19 protein-coding genes are annotated in these 21,641 nt (G+C 70.6%); 7 read left to right on the top strand and 12 right to left on the bottom strand.

The genetic code is table 11. The annotated features are described in order from the left end of the window. Positions 1 to 32: 32 nt before the first annotated feature. Positions 33 to 1,220 (bottom strand): ROK family transcriptional regulator, encoded by a 1,188-nt coding sequence (locus NE234_RS01330; protein WP_252776041.1) that lies wholly within the window; start codon positions 1,218 to 1,220, stop codon positions 33 to 35. Positions 1,221 to 1,399: 179 nt separating this feature from the next. Between NE234_RS01330 and NE234_RS01325 the strand changes: the two genes are divergently transcribed. Then, positions 1,400 to 4,111: a glycoside hydrolase family 3 C-terminal domain-containing protein gene (locus tag NE234_RS01325; RefSeq protein ID WP_252776039.1), complete on the top strand. Its 2,712-nt coding sequence runs from the start codon at positions 1,400 to 1,402 to the stop codon at positions 4,109 to 4,111. A gap of 166 nt (positions 4,112 to 4,277) precedes the next feature. Here NE234_RS01325 and gatB read toward each other — a convergent pair whose 3' ends face one another. The 5 genes from gatB to ligA form a co-directional block, all read right to left on the bottom strand. Next, a complete protein-coding gene (gene gatB, locus NE234_RS01320; protein WP_252776037.1) occupies positions 4,278 to 5,777 on the bottom strand; it encodes an Asp-tRNA(Asn)/Glu-tRNA(Gln) amidotransferase subunit GatB in 1,500 nt (499 codons plus the stop codon). 25 nt (positions 5,778 to 5,802) lie between these two features. Beyond that, positions 5,803 to 7,299: an Asp-tRNA(Asn)/Glu-tRNA(Gln) amidotransferase subunit GatA gene (gatA, locus tag NE234_RS01315; protein ID WP_252776035.1), complete on the bottom strand. Its 1,497-nt coding sequence runs from the start codon at positions 7,297 to 7,299 to the stop codon at positions 5,803 to 5,805. A 112-nt stretch (positions 7,300 to 7,411) separates the two neighbouring features. Further along, entirely contained in the window at positions 7,412 to 7,765 is a 354-nt protein-coding gene (gene gatC / locus NE234_RS01310; protein ID WP_252776033.1) for an Asp-tRNA(Asn)/Glu-tRNA(Gln) amidotransferase subunit GatC, read from the bottom strand. 241 nt (positions 7,766 to 8,006) lie between these two features. Beyond that, positions 8,007 to 10,103 (bottom strand): putative bifunctional diguanylate cyclase/phosphodiesterase, encoded by a 2,097-nt coding sequence (locus tag NE234_RS01305; RefSeq protein ID WP_252776030.1) that lies wholly within the window; start codon positions 10,101 to 10,103, stop codon positions 8,007 to 8,009. A gap of 226 nt (positions 10,104 to 10,329) precedes the next feature. Further along, positions 10,330 to 12,495 (bottom strand): NAD-dependent DNA ligase LigA, encoded by a 2,166-nt coding sequence (ligA, locus tag NE234_RS01300; RefSeq protein WP_252776029.1) that lies wholly within the window; start codon positions 12,493 to 12,495, stop codon positions 10,330 to 10,332. A 249-nt stretch (positions 12,496 to 12,744) separates the two neighbouring features. Here ligA and NE234_RS01295 point away from each other — a divergent pair, with 249 nt between their 5' ends. Then, a complete protein-coding gene (locus NE234_RS01295; RefSeq protein ID WP_252776027.1) occupies positions 12,745 to 13,152 on the top strand; it encodes a PPOX class F420-dependent oxidoreductase in 408 nt (135 codons plus the stop codon). Between the two features lie 8 nt (positions 13,153 to 13,160). Here NE234_RS01295 and NE234_RS01290 read toward each other — a convergent pair whose 3' ends face one another. Continuing rightward, positions 13,161 to 13,961: a hypothetical protein gene (locus NE234_RS01290; protein WP_252776025.1), complete on the bottom strand. Its 801-nt coding sequence runs from the start codon at positions 13,959 to 13,961 to the stop codon at positions 13,161 to 13,163. Positions 13,962 to 14,096: 135 nt separating this feature from the next. After that, positions 14,097 to 15,101: a methionine synthase gene (locus NE234_RS01285; protein ID WP_252776022.1), complete on the bottom strand. Its 1,005-nt coding sequence runs from the start codon at positions 15,099 to 15,101 to the stop codon at positions 14,097 to 14,099. 154 nt (positions 15,102 to 15,255) lie between these two features. Here NE234_RS01285 and NE234_RS01280 point away from each other — a divergent pair, with 154 nt between their 5' ends. The 3 genes from NE234_RS01280 to NE234_RS01270 are packed head-to-tail and all read left to right on the top strand — an operon-like array spanning position 15,256 to position 17,671. Next, positions 15,256 to 16,083 carry an ABC transporter ATP-binding protein gene (locus NE234_RS01280; protein WP_252776021.1) on the top strand — a complete coding sequence of 276 codons (828 nt, stop codon included), beginning with the start codon at positions 15,256 to 15,258 and terminating at the stop codon, positions 16,081 to 16,083. Then, positions 16,080 to 16,841 (top strand): ABC transporter permease, encoded by a 762-nt coding sequence (locus NE234_RS01275; protein ID WP_252776019.1) that lies wholly within the window; start codon positions 16,080 to 16,082, stop codon positions 16,839 to 16,841. Before NE234_RS01280 ends, NE234_RS01275 begins: the two co-directional genes overlap by 4 nt. A gap of 44 nt (positions 16,842 to 16,885) precedes the next feature. Continuing rightward, on the top strand, positions 16,886 to 17,671 hold the full coding sequence (locus tag NE234_RS01270; RefSeq protein WP_252776018.1) for a helix-turn-helix domain-containing protein: 786 nt from the start codon (positions 16,886 to 16,888) through the stop codon (positions 17,669 to 17,671). Positions 17,672 to 17,898: 227 nt separating this feature from the next. Here NE234_RS01270 and NE234_RS01265 read toward each other — a convergent pair whose 3' ends face one another. Further along, complete coding sequence (locus tag NE234_RS01265; protein WP_252776015.1) at positions 17,899 to 18,300, bottom strand: nuclear transport factor 2 family protein; 402 nt, start codon at positions 18,298 to 18,300, stop codon at positions 17,899 to 17,901. An 89-nt stretch (positions 18,301 to 18,389) separates the two neighbouring features. On the opposite strand from NE234_RS01265, the gene NE234_RS01260 reads away from it, so the two are divergent. Continuing rightward, positions 18,390 to 18,941 (top strand): TetR/AcrR family transcriptional regulator, encoded by a 552-nt coding sequence (locus NE234_RS01260; protein ID WP_252776011.1) that lies wholly within the window; start codon positions 18,390 to 18,392, stop codon positions 18,939 to 18,941. Positions 18,942 to 18,944: 3 nt separating this feature from the next. Here the strand turns inward: NE234_RS01260 and NE234_RS45765 are convergent, their stop codons facing one another. From NE234_RS45765 to NE234_RS01250, 3 genes are all read right to left on the bottom strand, one after another. Beyond that, complete coding sequence (locus NE234_RS45765; protein WP_406566931.1) at positions 18,945 to 19,028, bottom strand: DUF397 domain-containing protein; 84 nt, start codon at positions 19,026 to 19,028, stop codon at positions 18,945 to 18,947. Further along, on the bottom strand, positions 19,025 to 19,768 hold the full coding sequence (locus tag NE234_RS01255) for a hypothetical protein (RefSeq protein WP_252776009.1): 744 nt from the start codon (positions 19,766 to 19,768) through the stop codon (positions 19,025 to 19,027). Before NE234_RS01255 ends, NE234_RS45765 begins: the two co-directional genes overlap by 4 nt. 114 nt (positions 19,769 to 19,882) lie before the next feature. Then, positions 19,883 to 20,428, bottom strand: a complete 546-nt coding sequence (locus NE234_RS01250) for a helix-turn-helix domain-containing protein (RefSeq protein ID WP_252776007.1) — start codon at positions 20,426 to 20,428, stop codon at positions 19,883 to 19,885. 52 nt (positions 20,429 to 20,480) lie between these two features. Here NE234_RS01250 and NE234_RS01245 point away from each other — a divergent pair, with 52 nt between their 5' ends. Continuing rightward, entirely contained in the window at positions 20,481 to 21,641 is a 1,161-nt protein-coding gene (locus NE234_RS01245) for a pyridoxal phosphate-dependent aminotransferase (RefSeq protein ID WP_252776006.1), read from the top strand.

The raw sequence follows: 21,641 nt of genomic DNA, 5'->3' as shown, positions 1-21,641 counted from the left end.
CCGGAGCGGAGAGGTCCCGCTCGGGGCCGGGGTCAGCGGGTCAGCAGGTGCGCCGACGTGCTCTGGGTGGCGAGCGCGATCGCGCCCAGCGCCTCGGCGCGGTCGCCGAGGCGGCCGGCGGTGACGGTGACCTCCTGGCCGATCGGCGGAGGCAGCTGCCGGGCGAGCATGTCGCGAACGCCCTCCAGCAGGGGCCGGCCGACCGCCGCGACCTCGCCGCCGATGACCACACGGCGGGGTTCGAGCATGGCGCAGATGCCGACCAGGGCGCGGCCGACCATGCGCCCGGCGTCGGCGGTGACGCGCTGCGCGCCGGGGTCGTCGGCCGCGAGCAGCGCCACCACGTCGGCGATCGTGGTGTCCGGTCCGCGCGTGTGCGCGAAGGTGGAGGTGAGCGCGCGCAGGCCGACGACCGTCTCCAGGCAGCCTCGGTTGCCGCAGCGGCAGACGTACCCGCCGTCGTCCACGGGGATGTGCCCGAGTTCGCCGGCCGATCCGGTGGCCCCCTCGTACAGTTCACCGCCCAGGATGAGCCCCGCGCCGACGCCGTCGGACAGCATCACGTAGATCAGGTCGTCGGCGCCCTGGCCCGCGCCGAAGGTCCATTCGGCGAGCGCGCCGAGGTTCGCGTCGTTGCCCACGTGGACCGGCATCCCGACGCGCGCCTCCAGGCGCGCGGCGATGTCGACGCCCGTCCAGTCGGCCAGCACCGATGAGGTCCGCAGCGTGTGCGACCGCGACCGGATCGGGGCGGAGACCGCGACCCCCATGCCGAAGACGCGGCCGGCGTCGTGACCCCCGGCCGCAACGAGATCGAGCGCGGCGTCGGCGACGTAGGCGAGCGCGTCGTCCGGCCGATGATCGACGTCGATCTCGTGGTACCGCTCGCCGAGCACGCCGCCGGACAGGTCGGCGAACAGCACCCGGATCCCGGCGTGGCGCAGGTGGACGCCGAGGACGCCGCCGCCCTCCGGATTGAGGGTGAGCGGGGTGGCGGGGCGTCCGCCGCCGGGCGAGGCGCGGCGTCCGGTGCCGTCGGCCTCGGTGAGGACGCCCTCGGCGAGCAGGTCCGCGACGAGGCTCGAGACCGTGGTGCGCGAGAGGCCCGTGGCCCGGGCGATGCCGACCCTGCTGATCCGGCCGCGGCGCTGCACGGTCTCCACGACGAGCAGGCGGTTCCGCGACCGGAGAGAGGTGAGTGAGCCTGGAGCTTCCGACATGGCGGTCAGAGTACAGATTCGTACGGGATTCGTACGGGCTCCGGATTAAGGTTGGCCGTTTTCGGCCGTTATTTAGTCCTTGACGCTGACAAACTGCCCTTCCTACAGTCCCGCAACAAGTGTCAGTGACCAGAGCGTGAACGGTCGTGACACGCCACGTGCGTCCTGGGAGTATCTCTGTGAGAAGAAGACCACTCGCGCTGCTCGCGACAGGGGCGGCCCTGTTCGCGGCCGTCGCGACCGGCATGCCCGCCGCATCGGCGGACGACAACACGCCGATCTACCTCAACCCCCACTACTCGCCCGTCGAGCGCGCGGCGGACCTGGTGGGCCGTATGACGCTGGCCGAGAAGGCCCAGCAGATGAACAGCAACATCGCGCCGGCGCTCCCCCGGCTGGGCATCGCGCAGTGGGGCTGGTGGAACGAGGCGTCGCACGGCGTCGCCGCGATCACCGGCAGCACGTCGAACCCGCCGCCCGCCACGAACGCGACCTCCTACCCGGTCGACCTGGCGATGGGCAGCACCTGGAACCCCGACCTGGTCCACAAGGTCGCGAGCGCCATCGGTGACGAGGCGCGCGAGGTGATGCCGAACAACAAGGAGAACCTCGACTTCTACTCCCCCACGGTCAACCTCGGCCGCGACCCGCGCTGGGGCCGCAACGACGAGACGTGGAGCGAGGACCCGACCCTCACCGCCGCCCTCGCCGGCCAGTACGTCAACGGCCTGCAGGGCCAGGACGAGAACGGCAGGCTGCCGGAGTCGGCGAACGGCTACCTCAAGGCGGTGGCCACGCTCAAGCACTTCGCCGCCAACAACAGCGAGTACAACCGCCGCACCGGCACGTCCGACATGGACCAGCGGACGCTGCGGGAGTACTACACCGCCCAGTTCCGCGACATCATCGAGAGCGCCGGCCCGGGCTCGATCATGAGCTCGTACAACCGGGTCAACGGCGTCCCGGCCGCCGCGAGCGTCCAGTTGATGGACACGCTGGCCCGGCAGACATGGGGCTTCGGCGGGTACTTCACCTCCGACTGCGACGCGGTGTACGAGATCCAGGGCGGCCACCACTGGCAGCCGCCGGGCGCGTCCGCCCCGCTGGACCAGTACGGCCGGACGGCCTACGCCATCACCGCGGGTGAGGACCTGGACTGCAACGGCGGCTACCACGACGCGTCCAACTACGGGAACACCGTCCCCGACGCGGTCGCCAAGCACATCACCACCCAGACCGGCGTCTTCAACGAGAACGACGTCGACGTCTCCCTCGTCCGGCTGTTCACCGCGCGCATCGAGACCGGTGAGTTCGACCAGGAAGACCAGGTGCCGTGGGTCCGCGACGCCCGCGCCCGCCTCGGTGGGACCACCTGGGTCAACTCCGACGCCAACAAGGCCATCACCCAGACGCCGGAGCGGATCGCGCTCGCGCAGCAGGCCGCCGAGCAGAGCCTCGTGCTGTTGAAGAACGACCCGGTCGCCGGCGCCAAGGACAGCCTGCTGCCGCTGAAGGTGCCCGCCAAGGGCTCCTACAAGATCGCGGTCATGGGCGCCTACGCCAACCCGTCCTCGCTCTTCCTCGGCGGCTACGCCACCTATGAGGGCCCGTCCGGTGTGGCCAAGCAGGTCAACCCCTACCAGGGCATCAAGGCCGCGATCCAGAAGATCAACCCGGACGCCACGGTCGACTACTACCCCGGTGTCACGGGCAACGGCCAGAGCACCGTCGACGACGCGTCCGTCGCGGCGGCCGACAAGTACGACGCGGTCGTCATCGTCGCGGGCACGAACTCCAGCAACTCCCGTGAGGACGTCGACCGCACCACGCTGGCGCTGCCCGGCGCGCAGGCGTCGCTGATCAGCCAGGTCGCGGCCCGCAACCCCCGCACCATCGCGTACATGGAGACCGTCGGTCAGGTCGACACCAACAGCTTCCAGTCGCAGGTGCCGGCGATGATCTGGAGCTCCTACAACGGTGAGGAGCAGGGCGCCGCGCTCGCGAACGTGCTGCTCGGCAACACCGACCCGAGCGGGCGGCTGCCGTTCACGTGGTACAAGGACCAGAGCCAGATCCCCGCGATCGGCGACTACACGATCCGGCCCACCTCCACCACCCACGGCCGCACCTACATGTACTTCAACGGGGACGTCTCGTACCCGTTCGGGTACGGCCTCAGCTACACGCGGTTCTCCTACTCGGACCTGAACGTCGAGAAGAAGGTGGACGCGAACGGCACGGTCCACGCGACCGTGAAGGTCACCAACAACGGTGACACGCGGGGCACCACGGTGCCGCAGCTGTACGCGAGCACGCCGTTCGAGCCCGCGAGCAAGGAGCGTCCGGCCCAGCGGCTGGAGGCGTTCGACAAGGTCAACGTGGACCCGCACCGGAGCAAGACGGTCCGCCTGACCTTCCCGGCGTCCAAGCTCGCCTTCTTCGACGAGTCGGCGAACCGCTACGTGGTCGACCCGGGCACGTACGAGCTGCGTGTCGGCAACTCCAGCGGGGATGTGGCGGCGAAGGCCGACGTCCAGATCGACGGCACGCTCAAGCCGTCGCCGGCGGTCGTCACCGCCAAGCCGGCCCAGGCCGGGGACGCCGCCCAGGGCATCGTCCAGCGGGTGACCTTCGACAAGGGCACCACGATCGACCCGCAGCTCACGGTGTCGATGAAGGACGAGAGCATCTACGGCTACATCACCAAGGGCCAGAGCACGCCGCTGCCCGCGGGGATGCGGGTGACCTACCGCAGCGACAACCCGCAGGTCGTCGGCATCGAGGGTGACCGCGTCATCCGCACCGTCGGATCCGGCGTGGCGACCGTCACCGCGACCGTCCACTCCAACGACGGGGTGGCCTCGACGACCTTCGTCGTCCGGGTTCCCTGACAGTAGAGATCGCTAGAACGCGGCGGCCCCCCCCCCCGGTGGGGGGGGGGCCGCCGTCGTTCTCCGGCCTCCGGCCGGTTCGCCTCGTCCCGGCCGGTTCGCCTCGGTCCGGCCGGTTCGCCTCGGTCCGGCCGGGTCGCGCTCTGCCTGCCGGCCGGTTCGGCCGTCAGCTCGTGAGTTTCTCGATGATCAGCTCACGGGCCCGGCCGGCGTCGGCCTGACCGCGCGTGGCCTTCATGACCGCGCCGACCAGCGCACCCGCCGCCGCGACCTTGCCGCCACGGATCTTGTCCGCGATGTCGGGGTTGGCGGCGATGACCTCGTCGATGACCGAACCGAGCTGGCCCTCGTCGCTGACGACCTTCAGGCCGCGCTTCTCGACGACCTCGTCCGGCGTGCCCTCGCCGGCGAGCACACCGTCGAAGACCTGCCGGGCCAGCTTGTCGTTGATGCTGCCCTCGGCGACCAGCGCGCCGACCCGTGCCACGTCGGCCGGGGTCACCGGCAGCGAGGCCAGGTCGACGCCCTGCTCGGTGGCCCGCCGGGACAGTTCGTTCATCCACCACTTGCGGGCCGCGGCCGGATCGGCGCCCGCGCGCACCGTCTCCTCGATCAGGTCGAGGGCGCCGGCGTTGACGATGTCCTGCAGCTCCTTGTCGGCGACGCCCCACTCGCCCTGCACCCGGCGGCGGCGGGCGGCGGGCAGCTCCGGCAGCGAGGCGCGCAGCTGCTCGACCCACTCCCGCGACGGCGCCATCGGCACCAGGTCGGGCTCGGGGAAGTAGCGGTAGTCCTGCGCCTCCTCCTTGCTGCGCCCGCTCGTCGTCGTGCCGGTGGCCTCCTGGAAGTGCCGCGTCTCCTGGATCACCTTGCCGCCCGCGTCCAGCACGCCGGCCTGCCGCTCGATCTCGAACCGGACGGCGCGCTCGACGGAGCGCAGCGAGTTGACGTTCTTGGTCTCGGTGCGGGTGCCCCACTCGGACGCGCCCTTGGGCATCAGCGAGACGTTGACGTCGCAGCGCATCGAGCCCTGCTCCATGCGCACGTCCGAGACGCCGACCGCGCGTACGAGCTCGCGCAGCTCGGTGGCGTACGCCCGCGCGACCAGCGGCGCCTTGTCACCCGTCGCGACGATCGGCTTGGTCACGATCTCGACGAGCGGGATGCCGGCCCGGTTGTAGTCGACGAGGGAGTAGTCGGCCCCGTGGATCCGGCCGGTGGCACCGCCGACGTGCAGCGACTTGCCGGTGTCCTCCTCCATGTGGACCCGCTCGATCTCGATGCGGTACGTCTCCCCCTCGACCTCGACGTCGAGGTAGCCGTCGACGCAGAGCGGCTCGTCGTACTGCGAGATCTGGAAGTCCTTCGGCATGTCCGGATAGAAGTAGTTCTTCCGGGCGAAGCGGCACCACTCGACGATCGTGCAGTTCAGCGCCAGGCCGATCTTGATGATGCCCTCGATCGCCGAGCGGTTCGTCACCGGCAGCGACCCGGGCAGGCCCAGGCAGACGGGACAGACCTGGGTGTTCGGCTCCGCGCCGAACTCGGTCGCGCACCCGCAGAACATCTTCGTCTTCGTGCCCAGCTCGATGTGGGTCTCGAGGCCCAGCACCGGCTCGTATCTCGCCAGCGCCTCGTCGTACGGCACGAGCGTTTCAGTGCTCATCGGTAGTTCAGTCCCTTCGGCCCGATCAGAGTTCGGGGGCCTTGGCCAGGAGCGGGCCGCCCCAGCGGTCCTGCAGGGCCCGCTCGACGGCGGCGCCGACGCGGTAGACGCGGTCGTCGGCGAGGACCGGCGCCATGATCTGCAGCCCGACCGGCAGGGAGTCCTCGTCCGCCAGGCCGCACGGCACCGAGATCGCGGCGTTGCCGGCGAGGTTGGACGGGATCGTGCACAGGTCGGCGAGGTACATCGCCATCGGGTCGTCGGCGCGCTCGCCGATCGGGAACGCGGTCGTCGGCGTCGTGGGCGAGACCAGCACGTCGACCTGCTCGAACGCGGCGTCGAAGTCGCGGGCGATCAGTGTGCGGACCTGCTGGGCCTTGCCGTAGTAGGCGTCGTAGTAGCCGCTGGACAGGGCGTAGGTGCCGAGCATGATCCGGCGCTTGACCTCCGGCCCGAAGCCCTCGGCGCGGGTGAGCGCCATGACCTCCTCGGCCGAGCGGGTCTGGTCGTCGCCGACGCGCAGGCCGTAGCGCATGCCGTCGAACCGGGCCAGGTTGGACGAGCACTCCGACGGCGCGATCAGGTAGTACGCCGGCAGCGCGTACGTGAAGTGCGGGCAGGACACCTCGACGACCTTGGCGCCGAGCGACTCGAGCAGCTCGACGGCCTCGTGGAACCGCGCCAGCACGCCCGGCTGGTAGCCCTCGCCGCCGAACTCCTTGACGACGCCGACCCGCAGGCCGCCGACCTCGCCGCGGCGCGCCGCCTCGACGACGGGGGGCACCGGCTGGTCGATCGACGTGGAGTCCATCGGGTCGTGCCCGGAGAACGCCTCGTGCAGCAGCGCGGCGTCCAGGACCGTACGGGCCAGCGGACCCGGCGTGTCCAGCGAGGACGCGAACGCGATCAGGCCGTACCGGGAGGACCCGCCGTAGGTCGGCTTCATGCCGACGAGGCCGGTGACCGCGGCGGGCTGGCGGATAGAGCCGCCGGTGTCGGTGCCGGTCGCCAGGGGCGCCTCGTACGCGGCGACGGCCGCCGAGGACCCGCCGGACGACCCGCCGGGGATCTTGTTCAGGTCCCACGGGTTGTGGGTGGGGCCGAACGCGCTGTTCTCCGTCGAGGAGCCCATCGCGAACTCGTCCATGTTGGTCTTGCCGAGGATGACCAGCCCGGCCTCGCGCAGCCGCCGCGTGACGGTCGCGTCGTAGGGCGGGCGCCAGCCCTCCAGGATCTTGGAGGAGGCGGTCGTCGGCATGTCCGTCGTCGTGAAGACGTCCTTGTGCGCGATCGGTACGCCGGCCAGCGGGCCGAGCGCCTCCCCCGCCGCGCGGCGCTCGTCGACCGTACGGGCCTGTGCGAGGGTCGCCTCCGGATCGACGTGCGTGAACGCCTTGACGGAGTCCTCGACGGCGGCGATCCGGTCGAGGTGCGCCTGGGCGACCTCGACCGCCGACGCCTCGCCGGAGGAGATCAGCCCGGCCAGCTCGGCCGCGGTCTTCTTGATGATGTCAGCGCTCATTGGTCGCTCGCGCTCCTCACTCGCTCCGCGGACGGCCTTCGTCGTGCCGGAGGCGCGCCAAGGGGCACAGTACGGCCGGCCACTCCGCTCGCTGCGTCGTGTTCGCTCATGCTCACGCCTCCTCGTCGAGAATCCGCGGGACCTTGAAACGCTGCTCGTCGGCGGCGGGCGCGCCGGACAGCGCCTGGTCGGGCGTGAGCGAGGGCCGCACCTCGTCGGCGCGGAAGACGTTGGTCAGCGGCAGCGCGTGCGAGGTCGGCGGGATGTCCTCGGCGGCGACCTCCTGGACGCGCGCGACCGCGGAGATGATGTCATCGAGCTGGGTGGCGAGGTGGTCGAGCTCGTCCTCGCGCAGCGCCAGCCGGGACAGCCGGGCGAGGTGCGCGACCTCATCGCGGGTGATGGCTCCGCCGCCGCGGGCCTGGCCCGCGGCGGCGGAGCCATGGGCGGCGTGCTCGTTAAGCATGTCGAAACCGTTTCTGCGATCGATGGGTTCCCAGCCATCCTAGAGGGCGGGCGAAAGCGGCCACGACCGGTTAACGGGCGGTTTACACAGCGGTGATCAAGGAGCCGTCATCCGGGCCGGATCAGGAGCCGACCAGGTGGTTCGGCGGAGGGCGGCGTCATCGGCGCCCTCGGCCGTGCGGTGGCGGAGGCGGCGGGCACGGGTGCCCGGCGATCCTCCGTGCGCCCGCCGGGAGACGCGGTCAGAGTGCCGCGCCCTCGGGGGCCTGGAGTTTCGTGACGTGCTCGCGCAGCCAGTCGGTCGCCTCCGCGGCGGTCATCGGCGGCTGGAAGTGGTAGCCCTGGCCGGCGTCGCAGCCGAGGTTGCGCAGGAGGTCCTCGGTCTCGGCGTTCTCGACGCCCTCGGCGACCGAGCGGAGGCCGAGCGTGCGGGCCAGATCGATGATCGACCGGACGATGATCGCGTCGTCGCCCGCCTCGCGGAGCCGGCTGACGAAGGAGGAGTCGATCTTTATCTCCTCGACCGGCAGGCTCTTCAGCCGTACGAGCGAGGAGTAGCCGGTGCCGAAGTCGTCCAGGCTGAGCGGGATGCCCAGCGCGGCCAGCGCCTCGACGGTGTCGGCCGCGTAGGCGGGCTCGTTCATCAGGATCCGCTCGGTGATCTCCAGCTGCAGGGCCTGCGGCGGCACCTCGTGCCGGAGCAGGCCCGACGCGATCATCTCGGTGAGCGCCGAGTCGAGCAGGTCACGGCCGGAGGCGTTGATGGCGACCTGGACGCGGAGCCCGGCCTTCCACCAGCGGGCGACCTGGGTGAGCGCGGCGTCGACCACGAAGTCGGTGATGCCGCGCATGAGGTAGGTCTGCTCGGCGATCGGCAGGAACTGCTCGGGCGTGAGCAGGCCCTTCTGCGGGTGCCGCCAGCGCAGCAGCGCCTCCATGCCGACCGGGCGGCCGTTGCCGAGGAACAGCTTGGGCTGGAAGAACAGCTCCAGCTCGCGGCGGTCGATCGCGCGGCGCAGCTGCCCCTGCCGGCCGAGGCGCTCGGGCGAGTTGCGGTCCCGATCCGGTGAATAGATCTCTACCCCGGTGCGGTTTTCCTTCGCCACGTACATCGCGACGTCGGCGCGCTGCATCAGCAGCTCGAAGTCGGGCGCGTGGTCGGGGTGCAGGGCGATCCCGACGCTGGCCTCCAGGTCGAACGACATCCCGTCGAGGCGCACCGGTTCGTTCAGCGCCGCCCGGAGCCGCGCCGCGACCTCGCGGGCCCCGCGTGCGTCACGCACGGTGGGCAGCAGCACCGCGAACTCGTCGCCGCCGAGCCGCGCGACCAGGTCACCGGGCCGCACGCTGTGGGTGAGACGGTGCGCGACGAGCTGCAGGAGACGGTCGCCGGTCGGATGCCCGAGCGTGTCGTTGACCTCCTTGAACCGGTCGAGGTCGAGGAGGAACAGCCCGACCCGCCGGGGCGGCTCGTGGTCCCGGCCCCGGGCGGCCACGGCGCGCTCGGCCTGGTGGCGCGCCTGCGCGAGCGCCTCCTCCGTGCGGACGATGAGGAGCTTGCGGTTGGGCAGGCCGGTGAGGGCGTCGTGCAGGGCCTGGTACTCGCGGCTGACCGACACCGAGGCGTTGATATAGACCGCGATGAACGGCAGGACGAACAGCGGGACGAACGCCGCCGACCAGCTCATGGCCACGACCACCAGCGGCGCCAGCCCCAGCAGCGCGCTGTGCACGAGGAGCTGGAGGCCGAGGTTCCAGCGCATGGTCTTGAACACGGAGGTGCGCTCGTGCAGCGCGATCGCGGTGTTGACCAGCACGAGGTTGACGACGAAGTACGCCACCCCGGCCAGCAGCATCGTCGGCAGGTCGAGGGCGCGCGGCGTCCACGGGTGCGTCGGCGACGCCGAGATGCCGGCCGTCAGCAGCACCAGCCCCGCCGCGACGAAGCTGAGGGTGTACTGCCCGACGTTGAAGGCCGTGCGGTGCAGGGCGCGGCGGCGCAGCGTGCCGGTCGCCACCGTGGCGACGGCGTGCAGGAGCAGCGCGGTCGGCAGGCCGGCGTAGATCAGGGTGGCGAAGGTGAAGGTCGTGGAGACCGTCGCGCCGGTGGTCTCGGTGGAGCCCGGCGTGATGATCGGCTTGAGCTCTCCGCACACGATCAGGAAGGCCAGGATCCAGAAGAGCGGGCCGCCGACCAGCGTCCGGAGGTCGCCGCCGCTCAGGCCGGCGAACGAAGTGGCAAGGGCCGCGACGCCGACCACCGTGACACAGACGACGTAGCTCCACAGCGGGGAGCCACGCCGGGGGACGGTGTCCCGCGTGTTATTCGGGTCCTTCATCACGTCCTCGGGGGGTTACACCCAAACCTTGCGCTTTGGGGGGAGGCGATGGTGTTTGGACGGACACAAGTAGTGCTGAGGGGAGACTACGACGTCCGAGCAACTTCGCGGAACCGATTGCGCACGTTGCGTTACGCCTACGCCCGACCGCCGAGCAACCCCTCGGTAATCAATCGATACCGTACAGTATCGCCTCGCAGGTCAGCCTGAACAGATTCTTGAGGTTTCACTCCTCCCCGACGGTCGCGATTTCCTTGGCCGCATCCGGCCCCTTCTCCAGCAGCACCTGGAAACCCGCCTCGTCGAGCAGCGGGACACCGAGCTTGACCGCCTTGTCGTACTTCGACCCCGGGCTCTCGCCGAAGACGACGAACCCGGTCTTCTTCGACACCGAGCTGGACACCTTGCCGCCGAGGTTCTGCACGGCCTCGGTCGCGGAGTCGCGGCTGAAACCCTCCAGCGACCCGGTGATGACGACGGTGACGCCCTCCAGCGGCCGGGGGCCCTCCTCCGCGCCCTCGTCCTCCATCCGGACGCCGGCCGCACGCCACTTCTCGACGATCTCGCGGTGCCAGCCGACGCCGAACCACTCCTTGACCGACGCGGCGATGGTCGGCCCGACGTCCTCGACCGCCGTCAGCTCCTCCTCCGACGCGGCGGCGATGCGGTCGAGCGAACGGAACTCCCGCGCCAGCGCCTGGGCGGCCGTCGGCCCGACGTGCCGGATCGACAGCGCCACCAGCACCCGCCACAGCGGCTGCTGCTTGGCCTTCTCCAGCTCCTCGAAGAGCTTCTCGACCGTCTTCTTCGGCTCGCCGGACTTGTTCGCGAAGAAGGTGACGACCTTCTCCTCGCCCGTCTTGTCGTCGATCCTCGGCAGGCCGGTGCGCTGCTCGCGGACCACCGACTTGATCGGCAGCAGCTGCTCGACGGTCAGGTGGAACAGGTCGCCCTCGTTCTTGACCGGCGGGTCCTCCGGCTCCAGCGGCTGGGTGAGCGCGGTCGCCGCGACGTAGCCGAGCGCCTCGATGTCGAGGGCGTTGCGGCTGGCCACGAAGTAGAGACGCTCGCGGAGCTGGGCGGGGCACTTCCGGGCGTTCGGGCAGCGGATGTCGACGTCGCCCTCCTTCTGCGCGCGCAGCTCGGTGCCGCACTCGGGGCACCGGCTCGGCATGACGAACTCCCGCTCCGTGCCGTCGCGCAGGCCCGCCACCGGCCCCACGATCTCCGGGATGACGTCGCCCGCCTTGCGCAGGATGACCGTGTCGCCGATCTGCACGCCCTTGCGCTTGACCTCGTCGGCGTTGTGCAGGGTGGCGTACGCGACCGTCGAGCCCGCCACCTTGATCGGCTCCATCACGCCGTACGGCGTCACCCGCCCGGTGCGCCCCACTCCGACCCTGATGTCGAGGAGCTTGGTGTTGACCTCCTCCGGCGGGTACTTGAACGCGATCGCCCAGCGCGGCCACCGGCTCGTCGACCCGAGCCGCCGCTGCAGCGCGAGCTGGTCGACCTTGACCACGACGCCGTCGATCTCATACGCGGGCTCGTGCCGGTGCTCGCCGTAGTACTCGATGAACGCACGGACGTCGTCGAGGCCGTCGACGACCTTGACGCGGTCGCTCACCGGCAGGCCGAACGACCGCATGATCTCGTAGGAGTCCGACTGGCTTTCCGGCTGCCTCCCGCCGCGCCACGCACCGAACCCGTGAACGATCATGCTCAGCGGGCGGTGCGCCGTGACCCGCGGATCCTTCTGCCGCAGCGACCCGGCGGCCGCGTTGCGCGGGTTGGCGAACGGCGCCTTGCCCGCCTCGACCAGCCCCTCGTTGAGCTTCTCGAACGCCTCGACCGGGAGGTAGACCTCCCCGCGCACCTCCAGCAGCTCCGGAACGTCGTCGCCCTCCAGCTGGAGCGGCACCGCCTCGATCGTCCGGATGTTGTTGGTGACGTCCTCGCCCGTACGCCCGTCGCCGCGCGTCGCGCCCCGTACGAGCCGGCCGTTCTCGTACGTCAGGTTCACCGCCAGACCGTCGATCTTCAGCTCGCACAGGAAGTTCGCCACGGAGCCGACCTCCTTCTCGGCCCGCGTCAGCCACGCCGACAGGTCATCGCCGCTGAACGCGTTGTCGAGGCTCTGCATCCGCTCGATGTGCTCGACCGTCGCGAAGTCGGTCGTGATCGGCGCGCCGACCTTCTGCGTCGGCGAGTCCGGCGTGACGAGCTCGGGATGATCCTTCTCCAGCGCCTGGATCTCCCGCATCAACCGGTCGTACTCCGCGTCGCTGATGGTCGGGGAGTCGAGGACGTAGTAGCGGTAGTTGGCCTCGTCGAGCTCCTGAGCCAGCTCCGCGTGCCGCTGCCGAACCGCGTCGGGTGCGCCTGTCGCCACGTGTCTCTCCCTGCCTAGCGACTACCACTGCTCATAGTGTCTCGCGTGCCACTGACACTTTGACCTGCGCCTCGATGTCCGGCACGGCTCTTTGCGCGGATCTTGTGAGCCTTCGAGATCGACGAGGCTCACGCCCCCGAGGGCTCCGGCCCCCTGACCGGAGACCCGCCATGGCCTCTCTCGCCGTCGCCGGGACCCGGCGGGAGAAATCACGGAGCGCTGCGCGCGGGACGCCCGTACGTTGGCTTCATGACCATGCTCAACGAGACCGTGCGCGAACTGCTCGACGACGTGAACCCGGCCGTCCTGGGGACGATCAACCCCGACGGCAGCCCGCAGACCTCGGTCGTCTGGGTCGGCCGGGACGGAGACGACCTGCTGATTCCCAGCGCGGCCGGACGGCGCAAGGAGAGCAACCTCCTCCGCGACCCTCGCGCCAGCCTGACCGTCTTCGACCGGAACGACCCGCTGCAGTACGCCGAGGTGCGCGGCACGGCCGAGATCACCGAGGACGTCGGAAGGCGGCTCGCCATCGAACTGGCCGAGCACTACGAGGGCCCCGGCGCCGGCCAGGAGTACCTGGAACTGCCCCCGGAGATCGTCCGCATCGTCATCCGCATCACTCCGCACCGAGTGGTCGGAACCGCGGCCGGCTGAGCGGCGCCTCAGAAGATCAGCGAGAGCAGGAAGCCGATCAGGGCGCACAGGGCGGTCAGGGCCAGGGCCGTCCCGAACACCGGGACGAGGACGGACAGAAGGGTTCCCCAGGGAGGAGGGTTCTTCCGCAGCCGCTTGTATCCGCCCGCCGAGACGCCATTCGGCGACACGCAGAGCACCACGAGCAGGAAGGCGGCGAGACTCACGATCCCGAAGGCGGCCGCCAGGTTCATCCCGGCGCTCCTCGGTCCGGGCTGTACGTACCCGCCTTCGGACGTGCGGCGCAGCTTCGCGGGCTTGCCGACGTCGATCCGAGCGCCACGGATCCGAGCGGATGGATCGACGAAACCGCCGTGCGCCGCCACGAACGTCCCGGTGCAGACGCGCGTGCCCTTGCCGGTTCCGGTCTCATGACACTGGGCGGCCGTGAACGTCCCCGGCGTCCCGGCCATCCCGGACGAGTAGCGGAAGTCGTCGAGCGGGAAGGTCACCAGCCAGCCCGCGAGGGCGAGGATTCCGATTGCGCCCAGCACCCCGGCCGCGGCGAGCGCCATGCGCGGCAGAGACCCCGCCCCGCCGCGCCGGCTCTTCTTCCCTGCGGTGGCCGGCCTTCTTCTCCTTCGCGCCTCCGCGGGCTCGGCCTTCTTTCGCCCGGCCGCCGAACCGACCTTCTTCTGCCCGGCCGCCGAACCGGTCTTCTTCCGTGCTGCGGCGGGCCTGCTCTTGGCTCGTCCGGCGGCGGAACCGCTCGTCCTCCGTTTGGCGGCAGAGCCGCCCTCGTCCTGCTCCGCCGCTCGCAACCGCGCCATGGCAGCTGCTCCTCCCTGTTCTGCTGTGACCCTGCCGGACCTTCGTCGCCGAAGATGATCAGACGATATTGATCATTCACGGTCCATGGGGGCCTATCAGGCGAGCAGCCCCATACAGGAGCAAAAAGGGCGAGGTCAGTCTTCGGCGGTCTCCTGCAGGACGCGGGCCGCCTCGCGGCAGTGCTTCAGCGCGGCGCGTACGTAGCCGGGACTCGCTCCGGCCAGGCCGCAGGCGGGGGTGACGGCGACGCCCTCGGCGAGGACGCGCGGCGAGAAGCCGAGCCGCCGCCACAGCTCCTGGGCCCGGGTGAGCGACGCCTTCGGCGTGGGCAGCGGCTTGTCCGTACCGGGGACGATGCCCAGGAGGAAGCCGGTACCCGCCTCGACGGCCTCGCCGATCGCGTCCTCGTCCGCCCCGCGCAGCAACGCGGCGTCGACCGAGATCGCCTTCGCTCCGGCGGCGCGCAGCAGGCCGTACGGGGCGCGCGGCGCGCAGCAGTGGACGAGCGGGAAGGCGTCGGTCGCCTCGATCACCCGGCGCAGACCGTCCTCCGCCACCGGAGCCTCGACGGCGGGAAGCCGGGAGAAGCCGCTCGCGGTGGGCACGGTTCCGGCCAGGACGCCGGGCAGGCCGGGCTCGTCGAACTGCAGCAGGATCGTGGCGCGCGGAAGCCTGCGCCGCACCTCCGCGACGTGCGCGGCGACGCCCTCGGCGAGCGAGGCGGTCAGGTCGCGTACGGCGCCGGGGTCGCGGAGCGCCCGGTCGCCGTGCCTGAGCTCGATCGAGGAGGCGAGGGTCCACGGCCCGGTCACCTGGATCTTGAACGGCCCCTCGTACTCCCCCGCCTGCTCTTCCAGCGCGTCGAGATCCTGGGCGAGCATGCTGCGGGCCCGCGTGGTGTCCCGGCCCGGCCGGTCGGCGAACCTCCACCCGGACGGTTGCAGCGCGACGGCCAGTTCGACGAGCAGGCCGGCGGTGCGCCCGATCATGTCCGCGCCGGGCCCGCGCGCGGGCAGCTCCGGGAGATACGGCAGGTTGGGAAGCTCACCGAGGACGACCCGCAGCGCCTCGGCGGGATCGTCACCCGGATGGGAACCGACGCCGGTCGCGGTCCCGATGGTCCACGGAAGATCAGGCACAGCAGAAGCCTAGAGGCTGGCCAGTGGATCTTCGGCCGCCGACCGCCCGGACACTACGGCCGGTGCGCCGCCTCCCCGTTGACCGGTCTTGGAGAATCGACTCTGCATCGCGGTCTTGACCTTGACGCTGCGGCAACCCTTCATGCTCGCTGCCATGAGCGTCCAGTCGACAATCGATCAGGTCCAGGGACCCGCGATCCACGTGCAGGGCCTGGAGAAGTCGTACAAGGAGCTGCGTGTGCTGCGCGGCGTGGACTTCGACGTGGAACGTGGCAGCATCTTCGCCCTGCTCGGCTCGAACGGAGCGGGCAAGACCACGGCCATCAGAATCCTCTCCACGCTGCTGAAGGCGGACGCGGGCACGGTCACCGTGAACGGCTTCGACGTCGCCGGACAGCCGGCGAAGGTGCGGGAGTCCTTCAATCTCACCGGGCAGTTCACCGCCGTGGACGAGATCCTCACCGGGCGGGAGAACCTCGTGCTGGTCGCGAAGCTACGGCATCTCAAGGATCCGGGCGCAGTGGCGGACACGCTGCTGCGGCGTTTCGCGCTGACCGACGCGGCCACGCGGAGGGTGTCGACGTACTCGGGTGGCATGCGCCGCCGCCTGGACATCGCGATGAGCCTCATCGGCGACCCGCCGGTGATCTTCCTCGACGAGCCGACGACCGGGCTGGACCCGCAGGCGCGCGTCGAGGTGTGGCGGACCGTCAAGAAACTCGCCGAGGACGGCACGACGGTGCTGCTGACGACCCAATATCTCAACGAGGCGGAAGAGCTCGCGGACCGGATCGGGATCCTGCACAAGGGCCGGATCATCGTCAACGGCACCCTCGACGAGCTGAGGAGGCTCCTGCCGCCCGCCGAGGTCGAGTACGTCGAGAAGCAGCCCACTCTGGAGGACGTCTTCTTCGCCGTGGTCGGCGAGGACGGGAAGGACGACGAGCACGCCGCCGCCGACGAGGGTGGCGAAGACCGATGACCACCCACTTCTTCGGCGACACCGCCGTCCTCACCGGGCGTTCCCTCAAGCACGTCACCCGCAGCGTGGACACCATCATCACCACCGCGATCGTCCCGATCGCCATGATGCTGATGTTCGTCTACGTGTTCGGCGGCGCGATCCGGCACGGATCGGGCACCTACGTGTCCTACATGCTGCCCGGCATCCTGCTCATCACGATCGCGTCGGGCATCTCCTACACCGCGTTCCGGCTCTTCACGGACATGCAGGCCGGTATCTTCGAGCGCTTCCACTCCATGCCGATCGCCCGCTCCGGCGTGCTGTGGGCACACGTGCTGACCTCGCTGATCGCCAACCTCATCTCGCTGACGATCGTCGTCGGCGTCGCCCTCCTCATGGGATTCCGCACCGGAGCGGGCGTGGGAGCCTGGCTCGCGGTCGCCGGCATCCTGATCCTGTTCACCCTCGCGCTGACGTGGATCGCCGTCATCCCGGGCCTCGCTGCGAACACCGTGTCCGGTGCGAGTGCGTTCTCCTACCCGCTCATGTTCCTGCCGTTCGTCAGTTCCGCGTTCGTGCCCACCGACACGATGCCCGGCCCGGTGCGCTGGTTCGCCGACCACCAGCCGGTCACGTCGATCGTGAACACGATCCGCGACCTGTTCGGCCGGCATCCGGTCGGCGCCGACCTCTGGACCGCCCTCGCCTGGTGCGTCGGCATCCTCGTCGTCGCATACGTGGTCGCCGGCATCTCCTACCGTCGCAGGATCTCCTGAGCCGGCGCCGACCGGGTCCGGGCGAGTTGAGGCAGGATCACGGCATGCTGACGATCGGTCAACTGGCGGCGTACGCCGGCGTCACGGCGCGAGCGGTGCGGCACTACCACCAGATCGGCTTACTGCCGGAGCCGGAGCGGGACGCCTCGGGTTACCGGCGGTACGGCGCGAAGGCCGTCGTGGCGCTCATCAAGATCCGCACTCTCGCCAACGCCGGCGTGCCACTGTCTCAGATCGGTCAGATGCTCGAAGCCGACGAATCGGCCTTCGCCGAAGCCGTCCAGGAGATCGACAGCCACCTGCGCGACGAGATCGAACGGCTTCAGACCAGCCGAGAGCAGATCGCGCAGCTCGCCGCCGGAGACAGTCTGGCGCTCCCCTCTGAGGTGGTCTTCTACCTGAACCGGCTCCGGGAGATCGGGGTGTCAGAGCGGATGGTGGAGGCCGAGCGGGACGGATGGATCCTGGTCGTGGCTCGCTGGCCCGATCGCGTCCACGATTCCATGCCCGGAAAACTCGCGCAGCTCGACGACCCGCGAGTCGTACGGCTCTACAAGGTCCTGTCGGAGATCGTCGAAAGCGACGCGGGCGACGACGACCCGCGGCTGCGGGAAGCCGCCGACATCATGGCCGGCATGGCCGAGCAGGCATACGCCGCCGGCGAGATCGATCTCGGCGAGATGGCGAACGACGATCTGTCGTTCGACCTCCTGGACGCACTCGCCCTCGAGTCCGACCCGCGGGCGCAGCGGATGCTGGACCTGATGCGCGAACGTGGCTGGGCCGGTTGGACCCGGCTGAAGCGGCTGGCGGACCCGCCCGACTCCTGATCAAGCCAGTGCGGTGATCGCAGACGTTCGCCGGGTCCGGTGGCGCGCGGCCGGCCCCAAGCGATCCGACGCTGTCCCCTCAGCAGGAACAAGTCCCTGCTGAGGGGACAGGGCCCGTAACGAACCCACCCGCTCCCGAGGTCCGTACGGCCGACAGCGCCGGCCCATGACAGCGCCGGGCATCTCATCCGATCCGGCGAACGTTCGTGGTCATCGCACGAGTGGATTCAGGCGGCGGTCACGTCCGGGAGCGCGTTCGCGCCCACGTAGTCGCGGAAGAGAACGATCCGGCCGTCGCGGATCCGGAAGACCTGGATGCAGGGCACCTCGAACGTCTCGCCCGTGGTGGTGAGCCGCGCGACGCTGACCAGTTCGAGGATCACCACCTCGGGGTCCGACGTCTGGTGGACCTGGACGGTGCGGAGCTCGACGACCTCGAACGGGATCCCGCCGGCGCGCGTCGAGAACTCCCGGATCGCCTCCCGGCCCTCCAGCCGCGAGGGGAGGCCGTCGACGACGAACGGCATCTCCAGCACGCCGTCCTCCGCGAAGAGACCGGCGAACGCCCCCATGTCTCCGTCGAGGAGCGCACGCCGCCGGCGCTCCAGCACCTCTAGTGGACCTTCCACCTCGCACCTCCATTGAACAATCGTTGAACGACTGATTCAACGACTGTAGAACGAAACTGCCTGCGATTCAACGCCCGTAGAATCACCGCGTGAGCACCAGAGCCGAGCAGCGGCGCAACACCGAGGCGCGGATCCTGGCGCAGGCTCGCCGGCTGTTCGCCGAGACCGGCTATGACCGGACCACGATCCGCGCCGTGGCGACGGCCGCCGAAGTGGACCCGGGCCTGGTCATGCACTACTTCGGCAGCAAGGAGAAACTCTTCGCGCGGGCCACCGAGCGCGGGACTCCCCCGATCCGCGGCGGCACACCGGAACAGGTGGCCGAGCAACTACTCGATCTTCTCCGCAGTTCACTCGCGGACGAACCCGTCGAGTCGTTGGCCGTCCTACGGTCGATGCTCACCCACCCCGAGGCAGCCCATGAGGTACGAGCCGCGTCCCAGGACCATTTCGGCCGGATCAGTGCGGCCATCCCCGACGACCACGCCGACCTGCGCGCCGCCGTGGTCAGCGCGGTCCTCATCGGCGTCGCCATCGGCCGGCACCTGATCAAACTGGATCACCTGGCCGACGCCGACCCGGATCAGATCGTCGAAATCCTGGGCCCCTCGATCCGCTCCCTCACCAAGGCCGACGACTGACCCTCATTCCTCGAACCGTGTCACTTCAACACAGTCGGTGGTCCCACCGGCGCCAGTGCTGTGGCTGCTCTTACGCCAAGCCGTCATAGATCTTCAGCCGCCCTCTTCCGAAGGTCACGAGTCTGACCCTCATTCAACGCCTGGGCAGCCGACCGCACCGGGCGAGGCGCGGGAGAGTCGACGCCTGGATGAGCCTCACGGTTCCGGCGGCGGCGGTAGTAGTGCACGGTCAGCAGGCCGAGCAGCGGCCCCCAGGCCACGAGCGGGCCGTACGCGATGACGAACGCGACGGACTGCCATCCGTGCACGACCAGGCCGCTGTGGTGAGAGCCGTCGATCATCCGGCCGAACCCCGCCATGACCAGGGCGTACGGGAAGATCAGCAGCGCGACGGCGCCGAGGCCCGCCGGGATCACGGCGGCGAGGATCGGCACCCGCCGGCCGCCCAGGCCGGGGATCCGGCGCGGGATCCTCTCACCCCATTCGCCGACCAGCCCGAAGGCGAGATAGGCCAGTGCCTCGCTGACGACGCTGAGCGCGACGACGTACCAGACGCCCCCGAACACCACGGGTCCGTGGCCCGGGGCGGGCTCCGTGCTCCGTTCGAGCAGCGGGGCGTGGAAGGTGATCGCCGCGATCCGCCAGACGCAGGAGGGCAGCACGGTCAGCGTCGTCGCGTACGCCGCCCGCACCGCCCATCGGGGAACGCCCGCCGCCGTCCGGCCGTGCAGCCCCGCCATGAGGCGTCGAGCGGGGTGACCCTCGGACGTGGGGGCGGCGCCTGTGCTCATCTGCGTCCCTCGTGCGGACAGGTGTCTGCGTGTCACGCCTTCACGATCGCAAGCGGTCCCGTGCCCGCGCCTCCCCCGCGAAAGGGAGGGCGTCCGCCCCGCGGGGGATCCGGCCGGAGGCAGGCGTGGTGGCCGGCCTCGGACCATCGGTCAGGGCTCGGGGTGCAGCATCAGGAGGACGGCGCGGTTGTGCGGGCCGCGTCCCTGGTAGACGTGCGGCCGGGCCGCGTCGAAGCGGATGGAGTCGCCCGCCTCGAGTTCCGCCGCCGCGTCCGCGGGGCCGATCGTGACGCCGCCCTCCGTCACGACGAGGCACTCCTCCACGCCGGGCAGGTGGGCGTCCGAGCGCTGCTCCGCCCCGGCGACCTCGATGTCGTACACCTCGACGGTGCCGCGAATCCGGATGCGATGGAGCAGTCGGGCGCCGACGGCGTCGCCCTCGACCCGGGGCCGGCCGTCCGTCGACCGTACGACCTCGACGGCCGAGGCCGGTGCTTCGAGCAGCTCGCCGAGCGGCACCTTCAGCGCCGTGGCCAGCGCCCACAGCGTGCTCAGCGTCGGGTTGGCCTGGCCCAGCTCGACGCCGTGGAGAGTCGTCTTGCTGATCCCGCCCGCCGCAGCGAGATCCGCCAGGGAGATGCCCGCCGCAGTGCGCAGCCTCCGTAGGTTGCCGCCGACCACTTGCCCAACGTCCATACGTATCAGCATAGTGGTATGCCCGTACCGACATAGTGAACAGAGGTCGCCCATGACCGTCACCAGGCTCCGCGACATTCCCGGGATCGGCGTGGACGTCATCGGAGACGCCGCCGACGCCATCGCCGACCCGGAGTTCCTGCGGCTGGAGAACCTCGACACCGACCTGCGGCCGCCCGCCGTCGCGCTCGCCGTGACCCGCGCGGCCATCGACGACGACACGGCCAACAGCTACCTGCCGTTTCAGGGGCACCGATCGCTCCGGGCGGCGGCCGCCGCGCACGTGGGCCGGATCGCCGGGCGCGCGTACGACCCGGCCACCGAGTGCGTCAGCGTGGTCGGCGGACTGAACGGCATCCTCAACACCCTGCTGGCGACGGTCGAGCCGGGCCAGGAGGTCGTGCTGTGCGACCCCATCTACGCCGGATTGGTGAACCGGGTCCGCCTCGCGGGCGGGGTGACGCGCTTCGTTCCGGCCGAGGCCACGGCGGAGGGCTGGTCCGTCGACCCGGAACGGCTCGCGGCCGCCGTCGGCCCGCGTACGGCGGCGGTCCTGATGATGGGCCCGGCCATGCCGACCGGTCTCGTACTCGACGACCGCCACTGGGCGGCGCTCGCGGACGCCTGCGAGCGCCACGACGCCTGGCTGATCTACAACGCGGCGATGGAGCGTATCCGGTTCGACGGCCGGCCGCCGAGCCACCCGGCGTCCCACGAGAGGCTGGCGCGACGGACCATCACCGTCGGGTCGGCCTCCAAGGAGCTGCGGATGATCGGCTGGCGGGTCGGCTGGGTCGTCGGCCCGGCCGACATCCTCGCCGACATCCGGCTGGTGGGCCTGACGAACGTCGTGTGCCAGATCGGCCTCGCCCAGGACGCCGTCGCCGCCGCGCTGGACGCGTCGGACGCCGACGCCGACGTGGCCGCCGCCACCGCCGAGTGGAAACGGCGCTGCGACACGGTGCTGCGCGAACTCGCCGCGTACCCGGTCGTCCGGCCACATGGCGGCTGGTCGCTGCTCATCGACACCGAGCCGCTGGGGCTCAGCCCGGCCGACCTGTCTCAGCACCTGTTCGACCGGGCGAAGGTGGCGGCCACGCCCATGGACGGCTGGGGTCCCAGTGGGAGCCGGTACCTGCGGCTGGTCTTCGCCAACGAGCCGGTCGACCGCCTGACGGGCCTCGGCGACCGGTTCCGTCAGGCGATCGGATGA

This window comes from Actinoallomurus rhizosphaericola, from assembly GCF_024055675.1.
Taxonomy (GTDB): Bacteria; Actinomycetota; Actinomycetes; order Streptosporangiales; family Streptosporangiaceae; genus Actinoallomurus; species Actinoallomurus soli.
The sequence above is the reverse complement of the archived record's forward strand: the minus strand, read 5'-3'. Positions and strand labels throughout refer to the sequence as shown.

Coding starts and splice junctions, on each gene's coding strand:
- NE234_RS45765 (WP_406566931.1), bottom strand. CDS start 19,028: ATGACGGCTTGGCGTAAGAGCAGCCACAGCACTGGCGCCGGTGGGACC.
- NE234_RS01275 (WP_252776019.1), top strand. CDS start 16,080: ATGACCACCCACTTCTTCGGCGACACCGCCGTCCTCACCGGGCGTTCC.
- NE234_RS01280 (WP_252776021.1), top strand. CDS start 15,256: ATGAGCGTCCAGTCGACAATCGATCAGGTCCAGGGACCCGCGATCCAC.
- gatC (WP_252776033.1), bottom strand. CDS start 7,765: ATGCTTAACGAGCACGCCGCCCATGGCTCCGCCGCCGCGGGCCAGGCC.
- NE234_RS01250 (WP_252776007.1), bottom strand. CDS start 20,428: ATGGACGTTGGGCAAGTGGTCGGCGGCAACCTACGGAGGCTGCGCACT.
- NE234_RS01305 (WP_252776030.1), bottom strand. CDS start 10,103: ATGAAGGACCCGAATAACACGCGGGACACCGTCCCCCGGCGTGGCTCC.
- gatB (WP_252776037.1), bottom strand. CDS start 5,777: ATGAGCACTGAAACGCTCGTGCCGTACGACGAGGCGCTGGCGAGATAC.
- NE234_RS01270 (WP_252776018.1), top strand. CDS start 16,886: ATGCTGACGATCGGTCAACTGGCGGCGTACGCCGGCGTCACGGCGCGA.
- gatA (WP_252776035.1), bottom strand. CDS start 7,299: ATGAGCGCTGACATCATCAAGAAGACCGCGGCCGAGCTGGCCGGGCTG.
- NE234_RS01295 (WP_252776027.1), top strand. CDS start 12,745: ATGACCATGCTCAACGAGACCGTGCGCGAACTGCTCGACGACGTGAAC.
- NE234_RS01245 (WP_252776006.1), top strand. CDS start 20,481: ATGACCGTCACCAGGCTCCGCGACATTCCCGGGATCGGCGTGGACGTC.
- NE234_RS01290 (WP_252776025.1), bottom strand. CDS start 13,961: ATGGCGCGGTTGCGAGCGGCGGAGCAGGACGAGGGCGGCTCTGCCGCC.
- NE234_RS01330 (WP_252776041.1), bottom strand. CDS start 1,220: ATGTCGGAAGCTCCAGGCTCACTCACCTCTCTCCGGTCGCGGAACCGC.